The organism is uncultured Thiohalocapsa sp. (assembly GCF_913063425.1).
In the GTDB taxonomy this organism is placed as follows: domain Bacteria; phylum Pseudomonadota; class Gammaproteobacteria; order Chromatiales; family Chromatiaceae; genus Thiohalocapsa.
The window spans coordinates 1-14,782 of the sequence record NZ_CAJXYK010000049.1 but is presented as its reverse complement, the minus strand read 5'-3'; the positions used below and the strand labels follow the sequence as shown (position 1 = coordinate 14,782).

Here is a 14,782-nt window from a genome sequence, read left to right as displayed (position 1 = left end):
TCGTCAGTCCTCCTTTACCGAAAGCAAAGCCCGCTCCAAGGCATCAGCCGCCGCGATCCGCTCGGCTTCATACTCGTTGCGGTTGTAAACGGCCATCACGCCTTGCAGGGTGTGGTTCAGGGTGCGCTCGACAATGAACGGGTCAACGCCAGCGCCGGCCATCCTGGTTGCGGCCGTGCGGCGGCAGTCGTGGGGCGTGAAGGGCGGCGCGATCCCCTCGCGAGCGCACCAGCGCCGAAGCCAGGCTTGAATGTTGGTCGGTGTCGAGACGGGCAGCGGCAGTTGTGCAAGGGCGCTGTCGGACAGGTGGACCCAATGCGGCTTGCCGTTCTTGGAGAACTGCGCGGGCACGTGCCAGCGGCGCCCGTCCTGGTGGCCTTTCTGCGCCTCGCTGATGCGCAACCCGGTCAACAGCAGGAACCGCAGCATGCGCGCGTTGTGGTGGCCGCAGTGCCAGGCGCGGCGCAGCTCGTCATCGGTCAACACGCGCTCGCGGGCGGCGGGGCGGTAGCCTGCAACACGACGCGTCAGGGCCTTGGCGGGGTTGTCGGCGCGAACGCCGGTCTCGACGGCATATGTCAGGAGCCCGACATAAACGGATCGCAGGGAATCAGCCGAGCGCGGGCCTCTGGCCCGGTATCCGCCGATGCTCGCGGCGATGTCGGCGGGCGTCAGCTCTGCAACCCGACGGGCGCCAAGGTCCGGGAGAATGGCCCGGTCGAGATACCCGCGGGCAAGCTCGGGGCGCTTATGCTCCACCGCGACAACCTGCGAGAACCAATCTTCGGCGAGGTCTCGCACCGTGCGGTTGCTCGGGGCGGCCTGTACCGCTTCCTGCAACGCCAGCGCGCGCGCTTCCTTGGCCTTCATGGCGGGGTAGGTGCCCAAGGTCCGAACCCGCATCTTGCCGCCGATGCGGCGCCGGGTGATCCAAGTCTTGGACCGGCGGCGCACGTTGAGGAACAGCCCGTCGCCGGCAGACACCATCCGGTCTTTACCGTCCCACCGCAACGCCCTAGCATCCGATTCGTTCATGTGTGCCCCTGTTTGTGTGTGTCTTTGTGTGCCTCACTAGAGTATACACACACAAACACAGGCGAACAGGGATGCACAGCAAACCGATACAGAACAGACAGTTATGAACGATCAGAAACGTGTGAAAGTGCTATTTGTTTGCATGGGCAATATCTGCCGATCGCCGACGGCCCAGGGGGTATTCCGCAAGTTGGTGGAGGAGGCGGGTCTGGTGGAGTACATCGAGATCGACTCCGCGGGCACCCACGCCTACCACGTCGGCGAGCCGCCGGATGCGCGGGCGCGGGAGACGGCCCTGCGCCGCGGCATCGACCTTGCGGATCTGCGTGCACGGCGCGCCACCGCTGAGGACTTCGAGCTGTACGACTACGTGCTCGCCATGGATCAGGACAACTACCATGCGCTGTCCGCCATCTGTCCGCCTGGCCGGGGCCTGGAGAAGCGCCTGGCCTTGTTGATGGACTATGCCCCGCAGGCGCGCATGCGCGAGGTGCCGGACCCGTACTACGGCGCCACCGGCGGCTTCGAGGCGGTGTTCGATATGGTGGAGGAGGCGGCCGCCGGTCTGCTGGACGCGATCCGCCGCCGCCATCTCTGACCGCCATCTCTGACTGGGGCGCCCGCGGGGGTGGCATGCAGCGCCGGTGTGGCTGTGCACTGGCGGGCTTCAGGGTGTGTGCTCGGGTGTGTGCTCGGCTGAGGGGGTGATGCGCGCTGCCTCCGACCCGCCCGCGCTGCTGTCCCGCAGCGCGCTGTAGTCCGCAAAGCGGCGATAGCGCTTGAGATCGGCAACCAAGTCCGCGCCCAGTGGGTGGTCGATGTCGCCGGGATGAATGCCGATGCGCAGGGCACCCGCGGCCGTCGCCCGCCGTCGCCCCAGGGCATTCCAGAGGCGCAGCACGGGGACCCGCAGGGCCGCGTCCGCCTCGTAGCCCAGCACCGGTGCCTTGGCGAGCCGTCCGCTTGCCGTGTCGAGCACGCCCGAGAAGACCTCCACCTGTCGGAACAGCCGGGCGTGCTGCAGGGCCGCCGTGCTGATGGGGCCGAGCGCCCAGGCCGGCGGCACATAGAGGTTGGGTGGTGCCAGGTCATGCGCCTCGAACCAGTCCCGGCAGCGATGCATGAGCGCCAGGATGCCATCCGCGTCCAGCGCCAGATGCTCCGCCACGTTGCGCGACAGGAACAGGCTGTGCAGGCGGTGACGGAGACCGCGGATGTGCTCTGCCTGGTGCCGCCAGCCGTGGCCCGCCAGCACATGGCCCGCGCGCTGAAATGCCCGCAGCTCCTCGATCCCGGAGGCGTCCCATCCAGTGCCAGGGACCACCAGCAGGGTCACGGGGTGCACCTGGTGGCGCTCCAGCAGGTCCAGGGTGCGGCGCACCGCCGGCATGGTGGCGGGCATCAGATCGTGCAGCGACACCAGCGCCATGGTCGCCGCGTGCCTGTGCAGGGGCTCAGACGGAGACATCGTCCGTGCCGGCGGGGTCTGGGTCGCGCAGGACGTGCAGCCAGTGGCGCAGGTTGCGGTCGTTCAGCTCGCGGGCGGCCTCGCGGGCGATGTCCGCCTTGCGCTCCAGGATGGCGTGGTCCAGGGCCCGCACCCGTGCCAGGGTGTCGCCCAGGGTCTCGTTGGCGTGGATCTGAAAGAGTCCGCGCTTCAGCGTCTCCCAGCTCAGGATGCCGCACTGCGAGGACACCACCACCAGCCGCGCCCGCGCCATGGCCTCCAGGGCGATGGTGCCGAAGGACTCCACCGTGGACGGCAGCACCAGGGCATCGGCACCGTCGATGAGGGGCATGATCTGCTGGCGCTTCACCCAGCCCACGTAGTGCAGGTTCGGCAGGTCTTCCGCCTGCTCCAGCAGCCATTGCCGCAGCGGGCCGTCGCCGGCGACCTGGAACTGCATGTCCGGCAGCGCGGCGGCGGCGTCCACCACGGCGCCGAGATTCTTCTCTGGTGCGAGACGGCCGGCGAAGAGCACGCGGCGTACGCCGGCGCCCAGCGGCTGCGGCGGCGTGTCCAGGAAGGCCTTGGGAATAGGGGTGCCCATGAGTCCGACACGCTTGGCGCCGATGCCGCGGGCGATGTCCAGCATCTCGTCGGAGTTGGCGAGCACCAGCGAGCCCTCGTGGAACAGGGCACGGTTGCAGGTGTTCAGATAGGCCTGTGCCACCTTGCCGCGCAGTACCCAGTCATCGTTCAGCTCCGCCAGGCGCTCGAAATGGGTGTGGAAGCCCACCACCAGCCGCGCGTGCCAGCGTTTGGCCAGCACCAGACCGAGCATGCCGAAGGGCCCGGGCGTGGGCACGATCACCACATCCGGGCGCAGCCGGCCCATGCGCCGCATCACCAGCGGCACGGACGGCAGCACGAAGCGCTGGGTGGGATCGCCCGGCAGGGGCAGCGGCAGGCCGCCGTACCAGTGGCCGGCGCGGAAGCGCGGAGAGATCAGGTCCACCCGCGCGCCGACCGCCTTCAGGTGCTCGGCGAGGTCCCGGTAATAGGCGCCGACGCCGTTGCGCTCAGGGGCCGCGTCCGAGACGATGGCGATGCGCAGCCCGCTGCCGTCCAGCCCGGCGGCGCTCGCATCGGCCGCGGACTTGACGGCGTCGCTGTCCGGCGAGGGGTTCAGCATCGCGAGGCTCCGGCTGCCTGCCCGCGCAGGTGCATGGTCGTGGATGCCGCGGCCCCGGCTGGCGCCCCGGCCGGCTCTGGCGATGCCGTCTGCGCATCGCCGGGCCCGGGGCTGTTCCGTGCTGCGACGGCCGTGGTGTCGCCGGAACCCGCCTCGGTGTAGGCGCCGGCGAAGCGCTGGACGATGCTGTCAGCGTCCAGGCCGAAGTCGGCAAGCGCATAGCGATGACCGCTGCGGTAGGCGCGTGCGGGTGCGGCGGCCGCCTCCAGGGCGGTGGCGAAGTCCGGCGTCAGCGGCAGACCGAGGCGGCTGTAGGCGTCGCGTACGGCGCCGGCCAGGTCGTGCTTCAGCTGCGGCAGCGTTTTGACGACGGTGCGTGTCGGTGCGCCGGTTCTGGCCAGCGCGTTCAGGTTTTCGTAGTAGAAGGCCAGCTGGTCGACGAAGCGCTCGCGGATGGGCGCACTGTCCTCGGGCACGCCGAAGAAGGCGAGGCCGGCGCGGATGGAGCTCAGCTGTGAGGGCACCGTCTGCACCGGGTCGCGCAGACAGACCAGGAACCGGGCATCCGGGAACTGCGCCGCCAGGCTGCCGGCCAGGGACGCGAAGGCGGCGTTCTTGGAGAGCAGGCGCTTGTCCGGCCCGTGCACATAGAGGTGGCGGCGCAGTGCATCGGCGTAGAAGGCGAGGAGTCGCTCGCGCTCCGCCGCCGGCATGTCGCGATCGAAGGTGCCCATGCGCCAGAGGTGCGCCGCGTGCGGGAACGGCAGGGCGAGGATGAAACAGCTCAGCACCGGCAGCAGCGCGAAGTAGTCCTCCTCCGGCGTGTCCAGGCTCATGGCGTGGACATCGTCCAGGGCGGCGAAGAAGCGCCGCTCCACCAGGCTCAGCAGGCGGCGCAGGGGGCCGCCGAGCCGGGCATCCAGCCGCCCGAGGGCCCGCCAGAAAACGCGCTGTGTTACCGACGGGGCGAACAGGCACTCCCAAGTGGAAAAGGTGGTGAGCTGCGGGTCCTGCGCAAGCACCGCGTGCAGGTTGGTGGTGCCGCTGCGCGGGACGCCCAGCACGAACAGGGGCTCGCGGATGGCCACCCGGCGATAGCCGCGGAAAAAGATCTCGTCCAGTAGAAAGCCGAGCCAGTGAATGGCCTGCGCCACGGCGAAGACGGGCAGGAAGCCGAGCATCACCAGTACCCGCCGCGGACGCACGGGGCTCAGGCCGTCCGGCGAGCGCAACAGCGCGCCGCCGGCGATGCCGGCGAAGCGCAGGGTGCTGATGAGGAACAGACGGAGCATCTGCTGGTTACGCGTTTGGCGGGCCTGTCTGGTGGGCTTCGGTAGGCTGGTGGAACCGGCCTGTGGGATGGCTTTGCGATGCTGACAGCAGCCGGCGCGCCGGGCGCCCCCACGTCGGCCCGCCATGGTACCGCAGCCGCAGTCCAAACCGAAATTGCTCGGGGTCGTCCCGCCGTCGGCTGGTCGTTATGGCCCGTGCGGCGCCGGGCACGCCATCGGCGCCGCACGTGGAGGGGTCAGCCGGGCCCGGGCTGCTTACCCTCGGCTGCCGCGCCGGTGGCTGGCGCGGGCTCCTCGCGGGCTGGCGACTCGGCCGGCGGCGGGGTGGTGGGTCCGCTGTCCTGCGTGGCCGCCTCCGCAGACCCGGTGGGGGCCCCGGCCGATGGCGGTGTGGGCTGGGTGCTGCCATTGGGCTTCGGGCGGCTGCTGCCGTCAGCCACCGCGTCGCCGCCTGCTGCCGCCGCCGGCGCCCCGGCGGCAGGGGGCGGCGCCGAGCCACCCGGCGGCGCTTGGGCAGCATCCGGTGCCGTCGCGCCGTTGCCCTTGCGCGGGCGCTGCGGTGGGGCGGCATCCGCGGCGGGTGGCAAGTCGCTCGATGCGTGGGCTGCCGGCGTGCTCTTGCCGCCGTCAACCGCGGGGCCTGCGGCGACCGGAGCTTCCGCCGCCGGCTCGGGTTTCGGTGCTGCCAAGGGGGCTGTCGCCTGCGCCCGGGGTGGCGGCGCGTCCGCGGCGTTGTTCGCAGCCTGCGCGCTCCCGGATGCTGTGGGCTCAGCGGCACGCGAGGTGGTGTCGTGCCGGGGCTGGTCGACTGCGCCGTGGGCGCTCACCCCGCCGTTGCCCGTGGTCGCGGCGTCGCCCGCCGGGGCTGGCGGCGTGGCGGGCGCCTGGGCGGGTGGCACCTGGTCGGCGGCCTCGGCGCCGCTCTGCTGGCCGCTGCCGTCCGCTGCCGCCTCGCCCTCGCGGGCGCTGCTGCTGCGCCGGCGCCGCCCGCCGCGCCGCCGCCTGCTGGAGCGGCTGCGGCTGCCGGTCTGCTCATCCTCCCCGTTCTTGCCGGCCTCCGTGGTGCCGGTGTCCGGGCTGCTGACAGCGTCGGCGTCCGTTCGGCCCCCGGCATCGGCGTCGCCGTCGGCATCGGAGGTGGTCCCCGACTGCTGCGGCATGGCCATGGGCAGGGTATCGGTGCGGGTCATGAGCTGTCGCCCGGGCGCCTGTGGCTTGTCCGGCTGCGCTTGCTCGTGCCTTGGTGGCTTGGCCTGAGCCGTGTCCGGCGCCGCATCTGTGGTGGCGTCCGGAGTCGCCGCCGACTGGTCGTCCCGCGCCTCGGCCTTGGCGCCGTCGCCTTGCTCGCGCTGGCCGCCACCGCGGCGCGAGCGACCGCCGCGGCTGCTGCGCCGCGAGCTGCGCTGACGCTCGCCGTCGTCGCTGCGGGCTCCGCCCTGGCTGCGGCGGGTGCGGTTTTGGCGCTGCTGATCGGGCTCCTCCGCCCCCTGGTCCGTGGCCCCCACATCGGCTCTGGCGTCCGGCTTTGCATCCGCCTTCGGCTTGCTGCGGCGCTGCTGGCCGGTGTCGTCGCGGCGCTGGCCGCGGGGCTTGCGCTGCGGCGGCTTGCCGTCGCTGGCGTCGTCGCCCGGGCGTTGCGTGCGCTCCGCGCGCCTGTCGTCTGCTTGGGCTGCATGCGGCGCCGGCGCTGCCGCCGTGTCGGCCGCCGCTTGAGGCTCCCGCGCATCGTCGTCACCGGGGGGCGCGAAGAGCATGCCCCAGATCTTCTTCAGCATGCTCTCCTGGTGCTGCGCCTCCAGGTCGTCCGCGCGCTCAGGTACGGGCGGCTGCGCGGCGCGCGGGCGCTGCGGCACCGGCGCCGTCGGCTTGACGCCCTTCACCGCAGGCTCCTCCGGCTTCACGTCCCCACGGACGGCGGCGAACGCCGGCAGCGCCTGCTCGGGGACGTTGGCCAGGGTGTAGCTGGGCTCGTCCTCGCTGCGGCGCTCGGCGTCCTGGACGCGGACGCGCTCGATGGAATAATCCGGCGTGTCCAGGTGCTTGTTCGGGATCAGGACCACGCCGACGTCATGGCGTTGCTCGATCTCAAGGATCTTGCGCCGCTTCTCGTTCAGCAGGAAGGCGGCGACGTCCACCGGCAGCTGGGCGAGGATGCGCGCCGTGCTGTCCTTCATCGCCTCTTCTTCGATGATGCGCAGCACCGACAGGGCCAGGGACTCGACGCCGCGGATGGTGCCTTGGCCCTTACAGCGCGGGCAGACGTGCTGGCTCGACTCGCCCAGCGACGGCCGCAGGCGCTGGCGCGACATCTCCAGCAGCCCGAAGCGGGAGATGCGCGCCACCTGCACCCGGGCGCGGTCCTGCTTCAGCGCCTCGCGCAGGCGATTCTCCACCTCGCGCTGGTGCTTGGCGGGCGTCATGTCGATGAAGTCGATGACGAAGAGCCCGCCCAGGTCGCGCAGGCGCAGCTGCCGGGCGATCTCGTCGGCGGCCTCCAGGTTGGTGTTGAGCGCCGTCTCTTCGATGTCGGCGCCCTTGGTGGCGCGGGCCGAGTTGATATCGATGGAGGTCAGCGCCTCCGTGTGGTCGATCACCAGGGCACCGCCGGAGGGCAGGCGCACCTCGCGCTGGAAGGCGGACTCGATCTGGCTCTCGATCTGGTAGCGGGTGAACAGCGGCACCTCGTCCTGGTACAGGCGCAGCTTCTTTTCGTTGTGCGGCATCACCTGCTGGATGAACTCTTCCGCGCGGCGGTACATCGCCTGGCTGTCGATGACGATCTCGCCGATATCCGCGCGCAGGTGGTCGCGGATGCTGCGGATGATGATGTCGCTTTCCTGATAGATCAGGAAGGGCGCCTTGCGACTCTCGCTGGAGGTCTTGATGGCGTCCCAGAGCTGCAGCAGATAGTCGAGATCCCACTGCAGCTCTTCGGCGTTCTTGCCGACCCCCGCGGTGCGCACGATGAGCCCCATGTCCTCGGGGATTTCGAGCTGGCTCAGGGCCTCGCGCAGCTCCGAGCGGTCGGCGCCGTCGATGCGCCGGGAGACGCCGCCGGCGCGGGGGTTGTTCGGCATCAGCACCAGGTAGCGCCCGGCGAGCGAGACGAAGGTGGTGAGTGCGGCGCCCTTGTTGCCGCGCTCCTCCTTGTCGATCTGGACGACGACCTCACGGCCCTCTTTGATGAGCTCCTTGATGCTGGCCTTGCTGCCGGGCTTCAGCTCCTGCTCGAAGTAGGCCCGGGAGATTTCCTTCAGCGGCAGGAAGCCGTGGCGCTCCGAGCCGTAGTCGACGAAGGCCGCCTCCAGACTCGGCTCGACGCGGGTGATGGTGCCCTTGTAGATGTTGGCTTTTTTCTGTTCCCGTCCGGGGCTTTCGATGTCGAGGTTGAATAGCTTCTGCCCGTCCACGATCGCAACGCGCAGCTCTTCCGGCTGCGTTGCGTTGATCAGCATTCTCTTCATGTTGTCTGCGCACTCTGGCCGTGGCGCGCGGCGTGATGCCGTAGGCCGGGCCGGCCTCGACGGCCGGCTGCCGGTGACCCGCTCGCAGTCGGCTCCCCATGCCGACGGGCCCGAAGTATGCAGCCGCCGCAGCGCGCAGTGCGTCGGTGGTCGGCGGCAGGCAAGCGTCGGGCACGCGCCTGTGTTCAATGTGCGCCCGGCTGGGAGGGGCCGGGTCGCAGGTTCGGGCACCGACGGCGTCGGTGCCCGGCAAATCGTTGTTCGTTACAGCCCGCTCGCCGGCAGCGCGGGCGGCGCCCGGCGTCCACAGCTGCGCCCCACAAGGCAACACAAGGTGGGCCGCAATGGGCCGCCGATGTACCATGGGCGGCCCGATGGTCCGAAAGGGCGCCGTCTGTTGGCCGCCTTCCCCTATGCTGTCCCCGGTTCAGTCCCGGTTCAGGCCCGGTTCAGGCCCGGTTCAGGCCCGGTTCAGGCCCGGTGCAGCCTCAGGAGAGCCCTCGTACTCGGGGTCCGGTGCCGGCATGGGCCACACATACGGACCCGCCGCATGGCCCTGGCTGCCGGGTCGAAGCATCGAGCCGACGTAGCAGGCCTCAGCATCGGATCGAAATATCGCTCAGGCGCGCCGACAAGCGGCCACACTGCCCACCCCGGACGGGCTGGCATAAGTTCCTAAGGTTAGCAAGGTTTCAGAGGGTCAGCAATTGACCGATCCGAGCGCCCGGCGTGCGCAGCGACAGCCACAGGAGCGCGCACAGGGCGTCCGTCATGTGCGCGTCTCGGCGGAGGCGGCGGGCCAGCGCGTCGACAACTTCCTGCTGGCGGAGCTCAGGGGCGTGCCGCGGGCGCTGGTCTACCGCCTGCTGCGCCGCGGCGAAGTGCGCGTCAACAAGGGGCGCGTGAAGCCGCAGCAGCGACTTCAGGCGGGTGACGACGTGCGCATCCCGCCGGTGCGCACGCCCACCCGAGACGCCGAGCGTCCAGTGCCGGCCGGGCTCACCGCAGCCCTGGCGGAGCGCATCCTGTACGAGGATTCGCGGCTGCTGGTGCTGGACAAGCCCGCCGGCGTCGCCGTGCACGGCGGCAGCGGTGTGGCGCACGGCGTCATCGAGGCGCTGCGGGCGGGGCGCCCGGAGCTGACGCTGGAGCTGGTGCATCGGCTCGACCGGGAGACCTCCGGTTGTCTCATGGTCGCCAAGCGGCGCAGCGCGCTGCGCTTCCTGCATGCACAGCTGCGCGCGGGGGCCGTCGCCAAGCGCTATCGGGCCCTGCTGCTGGGGCCGCTTGCGGGTCCGCTGCAGCGGGTGGACCTGCCGCTCGCCAAGAACCAGCTCCAGGGCGGAGAGCGCATGGTCCGGGTGGACGCGGCCACGGGCAAGCCGGCGCTCACGGTGTTCCGCCGGGTGGCAGCCTACGGCGGCATGACGCTGGTGGACGTGGACCTGCACACCGGGCGCACGCACCAGATCCGCGTGCATGCCGCCGCCATCGGTGCACCCGTGGCGGGCGACGACAAGTACGGTCGCCCGGAGCATCGGGCACAAGCGCGGGCGCTGGGCCTGGAGCGCCTGTTCCTGCACGCCGCGGAGCTCGGCTTCCGCGCGCGGGAGGACGCGGCCCCCATCACCGTCACCGCACCGCTGCCGGAGGCCCTGGCCGCGGTGATGCAACGTGCAGAGGAGCAGAGCCGTGCGTTATGAGCTCTTGGTGTTCGACTGGGACGGGACCCTGATGGACTCGGCGGCGCGCATCGTCGCCAGCATGCAGGCAGCCTTTCGCGAGCTCGGCCTGGTGCCGCCGCCCGCGGCCGCCGCGCGCAATGTCATCGGCCTTGGTCTCTCGCACGCGGTGGCGGAGCTGGCGCCGGATGCCGACGAGGCCCTGCGCGCCCGGCTCATCGAGCACTACCGGGCGCACTACCTGGAGCTGGACGATACGCCCACGCCGCTCTTCGCCGGTGCCGCCGAGGTGGTGGCGGAGCTGCGGTCGGCGGGCTATCTGCTGGCCGTGGCCACGGGTAAGAGCCGCATCGGGCTCAACCGGGCCCTGGCAGAGAGCGGCCTCGAGCCGCACTTCCACGCCACCCGCTCGGCGGATGAGACCTTCTCCAAGCCGCATCCGCAAATGCTGCTGGAACTGCTGGACGAGCTTGGCGTCCATGCCTCCCGGGCGCTGATGATCGGCGACACCGAGTACGATCTGCTCACCGCGAAGAACGCGGGCGTGGAGGCGCTCGCCGTCTGTTACGGCGCCCATGCCCCGGAGCGGCTGCTGGCGCTCGCACCGCTCGCCTGCCTCTCCGCCATCGACGCACTGCCCGGCTGGCTCGCCGCGGCCGCCGCCACACAAGACGACGACACCCCATGAAGCTCGACTTTCTCAAGTTCTGGAAACCGCGCGACCCGAGCCGGGACGAGCATATGCCGTCACCGGATGATCCCGAGTGGGAGCGGGCACTCATCAACCGCATGGCCGCGGAGTTCCTGCGCGAGCAGCGCCGCACCCGGCGCTGGGGCGTGATCTTCCGCATGGGCATCCTGGCCTATCTGCTGCTGCTGGTGGCCACCTATTATGCCGACGGCCTCGGCGAGTCCCTGAGCGCCGGCTTGGAGCACACGGCGCTGATCGAGGTGAACGGCCTCATCGCGCCCGAGACCGACGCCAGCGCGGATCGCATCATCACCGCGCTGCGCAAGGCCTTCGAGGCGGACCACGCCAAGGCGGTGATCCTGCGCATCAACAGCCCGGGCGGCAGCCCGGTGCAGGCGGGCTATGTCTTCGACGAGATCCGCCGGCTGCGCGAGGAATACCCGGACAAGAAGGTCTACGCCGTGGGCGTGGACGCCTGCGCCTCGGGCGCCTACTACATCGCCGCCGCCGCCGACGAGATCTATGTGGACGAGGCGACCCTGGTGGGCTCCATTGGCGTGCGCCTGGACGGCTTCGGCTTCCAGCAGGCCATGGAGGAGCTGGGCATCCAGCGGCGGCTCCTCACCGCCGGCGACCGCAAGGCCATGCTCGATCCCTTCTCGCCGCTCCCGGAGCGGGACCGGGCCTTCCTGCAGGGGCTGCTCGACAACATCCATGTCCAGTTCATCGACGCCGTGAAGACGGGCCGCGGCGATCGCCTCACGGGTGGCGACGAGCTCTTCAGCGGGCTCTTCTGGACCGGGCAGGAGAGCGTGGCGCTGGGCCTCAGCGACGGCATCGGCTCCAGCAGCTATGTCGCCCGGGAGCTGGTCGGCGTCGAGGAGATCGTCAAGTACAGCACCGAGCGCACCCTGCTGGAGCGCCTCACCGAGCGCTTCGGCGCGTCGCTGGCGCGGGGCCTGGTGGAGATCGGCGCATGGCAGCAGCTGCCGATGCTGCGCTGACGGGGCGGCGATGCGGGGCGGTTTGCTGGTCGGACCGCTGCGCTGGGCGTACGGCCGGGAGTGAGTCAGGCTGGGGCTGCGTTCGTCGCTCGCCGAGTGGAACTCGGCGTCCCCAGGGGGCCGAGCGAAGCTTGGGGCTCCGGGGCGGAGTGCAGCTGGGCGCTCTGAATCAGCCTAGGTGACGCGGTGCGGTCAGCACGTCCACGCCCGCCGCCGCCAGCATGTCCACCAGCCGGATGAGCGGCAGGCCGACGAGCGCGTTGGGATCGGCGCCCGTCAGACGCTCGAAGAGCGTGATGCCGAGCCCCTCGGACTTGAAGCTGCCGGCGCAGCCGAAGGGCTGCTCGCGGTCCACATAGGCGGCGATCTGCGCGGCGGTGAGGCGGCGGAAGTGCACCTGGAACAGCTCACAGGCGGTCTGCGTCATGCCGTCTTCGGCCCGCAGCAGACAGAGCCCGGTGCGGAACACCACCCTGCGCCCGCTGGCGCGGGTGAGCTGCTCGATGGCCCGGGCACGGCTGCCGGGCTTGCCCAGAATCTCATCCGCCGGCGCGCCGTCGAGCCCCGCCACCTGATCGGAGCCGATGATGAGCGCGTGCGGATACTGCGCGGCGACGGCCCGTGCCTTGGCCTCGGCCAGGCGCACCACGAGGCGCTCCGCGTCCTCGCCGGGCAACGGGGTTTCGTCCACGTCCGGTGCGGCGGCCTCGAACGGCAGCCCGAGCCGCGCCAGGAGCTCACGGCGGAAGGGGGAGGTGGAGGCAAGGACGAGCTGTGGCGTGATCATGGTCAGGTGTGCAGGTGGGGGCTCGGGCGGCGGCGCTCAGCGCACGCCGTCGATGAGGTGCAGCAGCGGGTCCGTGACCTCGTGCTCGGGGACGATCCAGCCCCGGGCGCTGGCGCCGGCGCGGTGCACGGCCTCGGGGTCGCCCGAGCGCAGGTGGTGCCAGGCGGGCAGCGGGCGGCCCTCGGCCAGGCGGCGGTAGGCACAGGTCTCCGGCAGCCAGCCGGGGTCTTGCAGGTGCGCGGGCGTCAGCGTGATGCAGTCCGACACCCGGGCGGCGCGGTGCGCATAGTCGGTGCAACGGCAGGCGTGGCAGTCCAGCAGCCGGCAGGCGACATTGGTGTAGTGGATGGCGCCCGTGTCCGCGTCCTCGTACTTCTCCAGGCAACACTTGCCGCAGCCGTCACACAGGGACTCCCATTGCGCCGCGGACATGTCGGCAAGCGCCGTGGTCTTCCAGAAAGGCGCCCTGTCCGGGGTGTCGGCGGCCGCTGGGGCGGGCGTCGCGTCTGCTGTTGGTCGAGTCATCGGCGGGTCTCGCGTGTCGCAGCGGCGGCGTATGGCGCATCGGGCTCGGGGCCAGTATAACGGGGCGCTGCGCTCACCGCCGATGGAGGTCACCATGCCCCTGGATGCCGACCCCGCGCAGGCCCTGCCGGACGCTGCGGCCGCCCTGTCCGTCACTGCACTGGATACGCCCATCGGGCGCCTTGCGCTGCACTGGCGCGGCGCCCGGGACGCCGGCGCGCTGACCCGCGTCGTGCTCGCCGCAGACGACCTGGAGGCCCCCATGGCGCCGCCGTGGCTCGCGGCGGCCTTCGCTGTCTATTTCCGGGATCCGGGCCAGGCCATCGACCTGCCCGTGCGGCTCGCGGGCACGCCGTTTCAGCAGCGGGTGTGGCAGGCCATCGCCGCCATCCCGCCCGCTGCCACCCGCACCTACGGCGAGCTCGCCGCGGCGCTCGGCTCATCGGCCCGGGCCGTGGGCGGTGCCTGCCGCGCCAATCCCTGCCCGTTGGTGGTGCCCTGCCACCGGGTGGTGGCCCGGCACGGGCTGGGCGGCTTCGCCGGCGATCTCGACGGCCGCCTGCTCGCCATCAAGCGCCTGCTCCTGGCACATGAAGGGCAGGGGCCGCGGCTCACGCCATGAGCGCAAGGCGCCACGACAATGCGGGCGACGCCATCGAGCTTGAGCTGGTGGAGGGCTTCACCGACGCCCTGTGGCTGGAGCGGGGCCTGAGCGACAACACGCTGGCGGCCTACCGCTCCGACCTCACCGCCTTCCTGCGCTGGCTCGCCGCCGAGCGCGGGCGCAGCCCCTGCGAGGCCGAGCGCGTGGACCTGCTCGATTATCTGGCATGCCTCTCCCAGCAGGGCCGCAAGCCCAGGTCCACGGCGCGGCTGTTGTCCTGTCTGCGCCAGTTCTACGGCCACCTGCTGCGGGTGGGCCGCATCGAGGCGGACCCGTCCGCCCGTGTGGACGCCCCCAGGCTCGGCCGGCCGCTGCCCAAGACCCTGACGGAGGCAGAGGTGGAGCGCCTGCTCGCGGCGCCGGACACCGAGGACCCCCGCGGCCACCGTGACCGCACCATGCTGGAGGTGCTCTACGCCGGGGGCCTGCGCGTGACCGAGCTGGTTCAGCTGCGCCCGCAGGCGGTGAATCTGAGCCAGGGCGTGGTGCGCATCAGCGGCAAGGGCGACAAGGAGCGGCTGGTGCCGCTGGGGGAGGAGGCCACTGCCTGGCTCGCCGAGTATGCGCGCGGCAGTCGGGCCGCCATCCTGGGCGGGCGACGCAGTGAGTACCTGTTCCCCACCGCCCGCAGCGACTGCATGACCCGGCAGGCCTTCTGGCAGTTGATCAAGCGCTACGCCGTCGCCGCCGGCATCGTCAAGCCGCTGTCGCCGCATACACTGCGCCACGCCTTCGCGACGCATCTGCTGAACCATGGCGCGGACCTGCGGGTGGTGCAGATGCTGCTCGGGCACAGCGACCTGTCCACCACCCAGATCTACACCCACGTGGCCCGGGAGCGGCTCAAGCAACTGCACGCGCGCCACCATCCCCGTGGCTGAGGGCGCGGTACCGCACGGCGGATGGGCGGCTGCGAGGGTGTTGCCAGCCCTGAAGCATGACCGAGCCTCCCCAGCAACGGCGCCGTCGGGCGGGGCGTTGAGGAATGTTGTTGTCGCAAAA

Annotated in this window: 13 protein-coding genes; 6 read left to right on the top strand and 7 right to left on the bottom strand. The window is 71.2% G+C overall.

Annotation, left to right across the window (positions count from 1 at the left end; genetic code table 11):
* Window positions 1–3: 3 nt before the first annotated feature.
* On the bottom strand, window positions 4–1,035 hold the full coding sequence (locus QZ607_RS20850) for a tyrosine-type recombinase/integrase (RefSeq protein ID WP_295886681.1): 1,032 nt from the start codon (window positions 1,033–1,035) through the stop codon (window positions 4–6).
* A gap of 103 nt (window positions 1,036–1,138) precedes the next feature.
* Between QZ607_RS20850 and QZ607_RS20845 the strand changes: the two genes are divergently transcribed.
* Entirely contained in the window at window positions 1,139–1,633 is a 495-nt protein-coding gene (locus QZ607_RS20845; RefSeq protein ID WP_295886677.1) for a low molecular weight protein-tyrosine-phosphatase, read from the top strand.
* A 69-nt stretch (window positions 1,634–1,702) separates the two neighbouring features.
* Here the strand turns inward: QZ607_RS20845 and QZ607_RS20840 are convergent, their stop codons facing one another.
* The 4 genes from QZ607_RS20840 to rne form a co-directional block, all read right to left on the bottom strand.
* Window positions 1,703–2,503 carry a polysaccharide deacetylase family protein gene (locus tag QZ607_RS20840; RefSeq protein WP_295886674.1) on the bottom strand — a complete coding sequence of 267 codons (801 nt, stop codon included), beginning with the start codon at window positions 2,501–2,503 and terminating at the stop codon, window positions 1,703–1,705.
* On the bottom strand, window positions 2,490–3,671 hold the full coding sequence (locus QZ607_RS20835; RefSeq protein WP_295886671.1) for a glycosyltransferase: 1,182 nt from the start codon (window positions 3,669–3,671) through the stop codon (window positions 2,490–2,492). The genes QZ607_RS20840 and QZ607_RS20835 overlap by 14 nt, the downstream gene beginning before the upstream one ends.
* Window positions 3,665–4,963 carry a sulfotransferase gene (locus QZ607_RS20830; protein ID WP_295886669.1) on the bottom strand — a complete coding sequence of 433 codons (1,299 nt, stop codon included), beginning with the start codon at window positions 4,961–4,963 and terminating at the stop codon, window positions 3,665–3,667. The genes QZ607_RS20835 and QZ607_RS20830 overlap by 7 nt, the downstream gene beginning before the upstream one ends.
* 236 nt (window positions 4,964–5,199) lie before the next feature.
* Entirely contained in the window at window positions 5,200–8,427 is a 3,228-nt protein-coding gene (gene rne, locus QZ607_RS20825) for a ribonuclease E (protein ID WP_295886666.1), read from the bottom strand.
* A gap of 773 nt (window positions 8,428–9,200) precedes the next feature.
* Between rne and QZ607_RS20820 the strand changes: the two genes are divergently transcribed.
* Genes QZ607_RS20820 through QZ607_RS20810 form a run of 3 tightly spaced genes read left to right on the top strand, consistent with a single transcriptional unit; the run spans window position 9,201 to window position 11,804 of the window.
* A complete protein-coding gene (locus QZ607_RS20820; protein ID WP_295886771.1) occupies window positions 9,201–10,130 on the top strand; it encodes an RluA family pseudouridine synthase in 930 nt (309 codons plus the stop codon).
* A complete protein-coding gene (locus QZ607_RS20815; protein WP_295886664.1) occupies window positions 10,120–10,797 on the top strand; it encodes an HAD-IA family hydrolase in 678 nt (225 codons plus the stop codon). The genes QZ607_RS20820 and QZ607_RS20815 overlap by 11 nt, the downstream gene beginning before the upstream one ends.
* A complete protein-coding gene (locus tag QZ607_RS20810) occupies window positions 10,794–11,804 on the top strand; it encodes a S49 family peptidase (RefSeq protein WP_295886661.1) in 1,011 nt (336 codons plus the stop codon). The genes QZ607_RS20815 and QZ607_RS20810 overlap by 4 nt, the downstream gene beginning before the upstream one ends.
* Window positions 11,805–11,973: 169 nt before the next feature.
* Here the strand turns inward: QZ607_RS20810 and QZ607_RS20805 are convergent, their stop codons facing one another.
* Both QZ607_RS20805 and QZ607_RS20800 read right to left on the bottom strand, forming a co-directional pair.
* Complete coding sequence (locus tag QZ607_RS20805; protein ID WP_295886659.1) at window positions 11,974–12,591, bottom strand: nucleoside triphosphate pyrophosphatase; 618 nt, start codon at window positions 12,589–12,591, stop codon at window positions 11,974–11,976.
* A 36-nt stretch (window positions 12,592–12,627) separates the two neighbouring features.
* Complete coding sequence (locus QZ607_RS20800) at window positions 12,628–13,116, bottom strand: YcgN family cysteine cluster protein (RefSeq protein ID WP_295886656.1); 489 nt, start codon at window positions 13,114–13,116, stop codon at window positions 12,628–12,630.
* A 94-nt stretch (window positions 13,117–13,210) separates the two neighbouring features.
* Between QZ607_RS20800 and QZ607_RS20795 the strand changes: the two genes are divergently transcribed.
* Both QZ607_RS20795 and xerD read left to right on the top strand, forming a co-directional pair.
* Complete coding sequence (locus tag QZ607_RS20795; protein ID WP_295886653.1) at window positions 13,211–13,738, top strand: methylated-DNA--[protein]-cysteine S-methyltransferase; 528 nt, start codon at window positions 13,211–13,213, stop codon at window positions 13,736–13,738.
* The gene (gene xerD / locus QZ607_RS20790; RefSeq protein ID WP_295886652.1) at window positions 13,735–14,661 is read left to right on the top strand and encodes a site-specific tyrosine recombinase XerD; all 927 of its coding nucleotides are present in this window, start codon (window positions 13,735–13,737) and stop codon (window positions 14,659–14,661) included. The genes QZ607_RS20795 and xerD overlap by 4 nt, the downstream gene beginning before the upstream one ends.
* Window positions 14,662–14,782 lie beyond the last annotated feature (121 nt).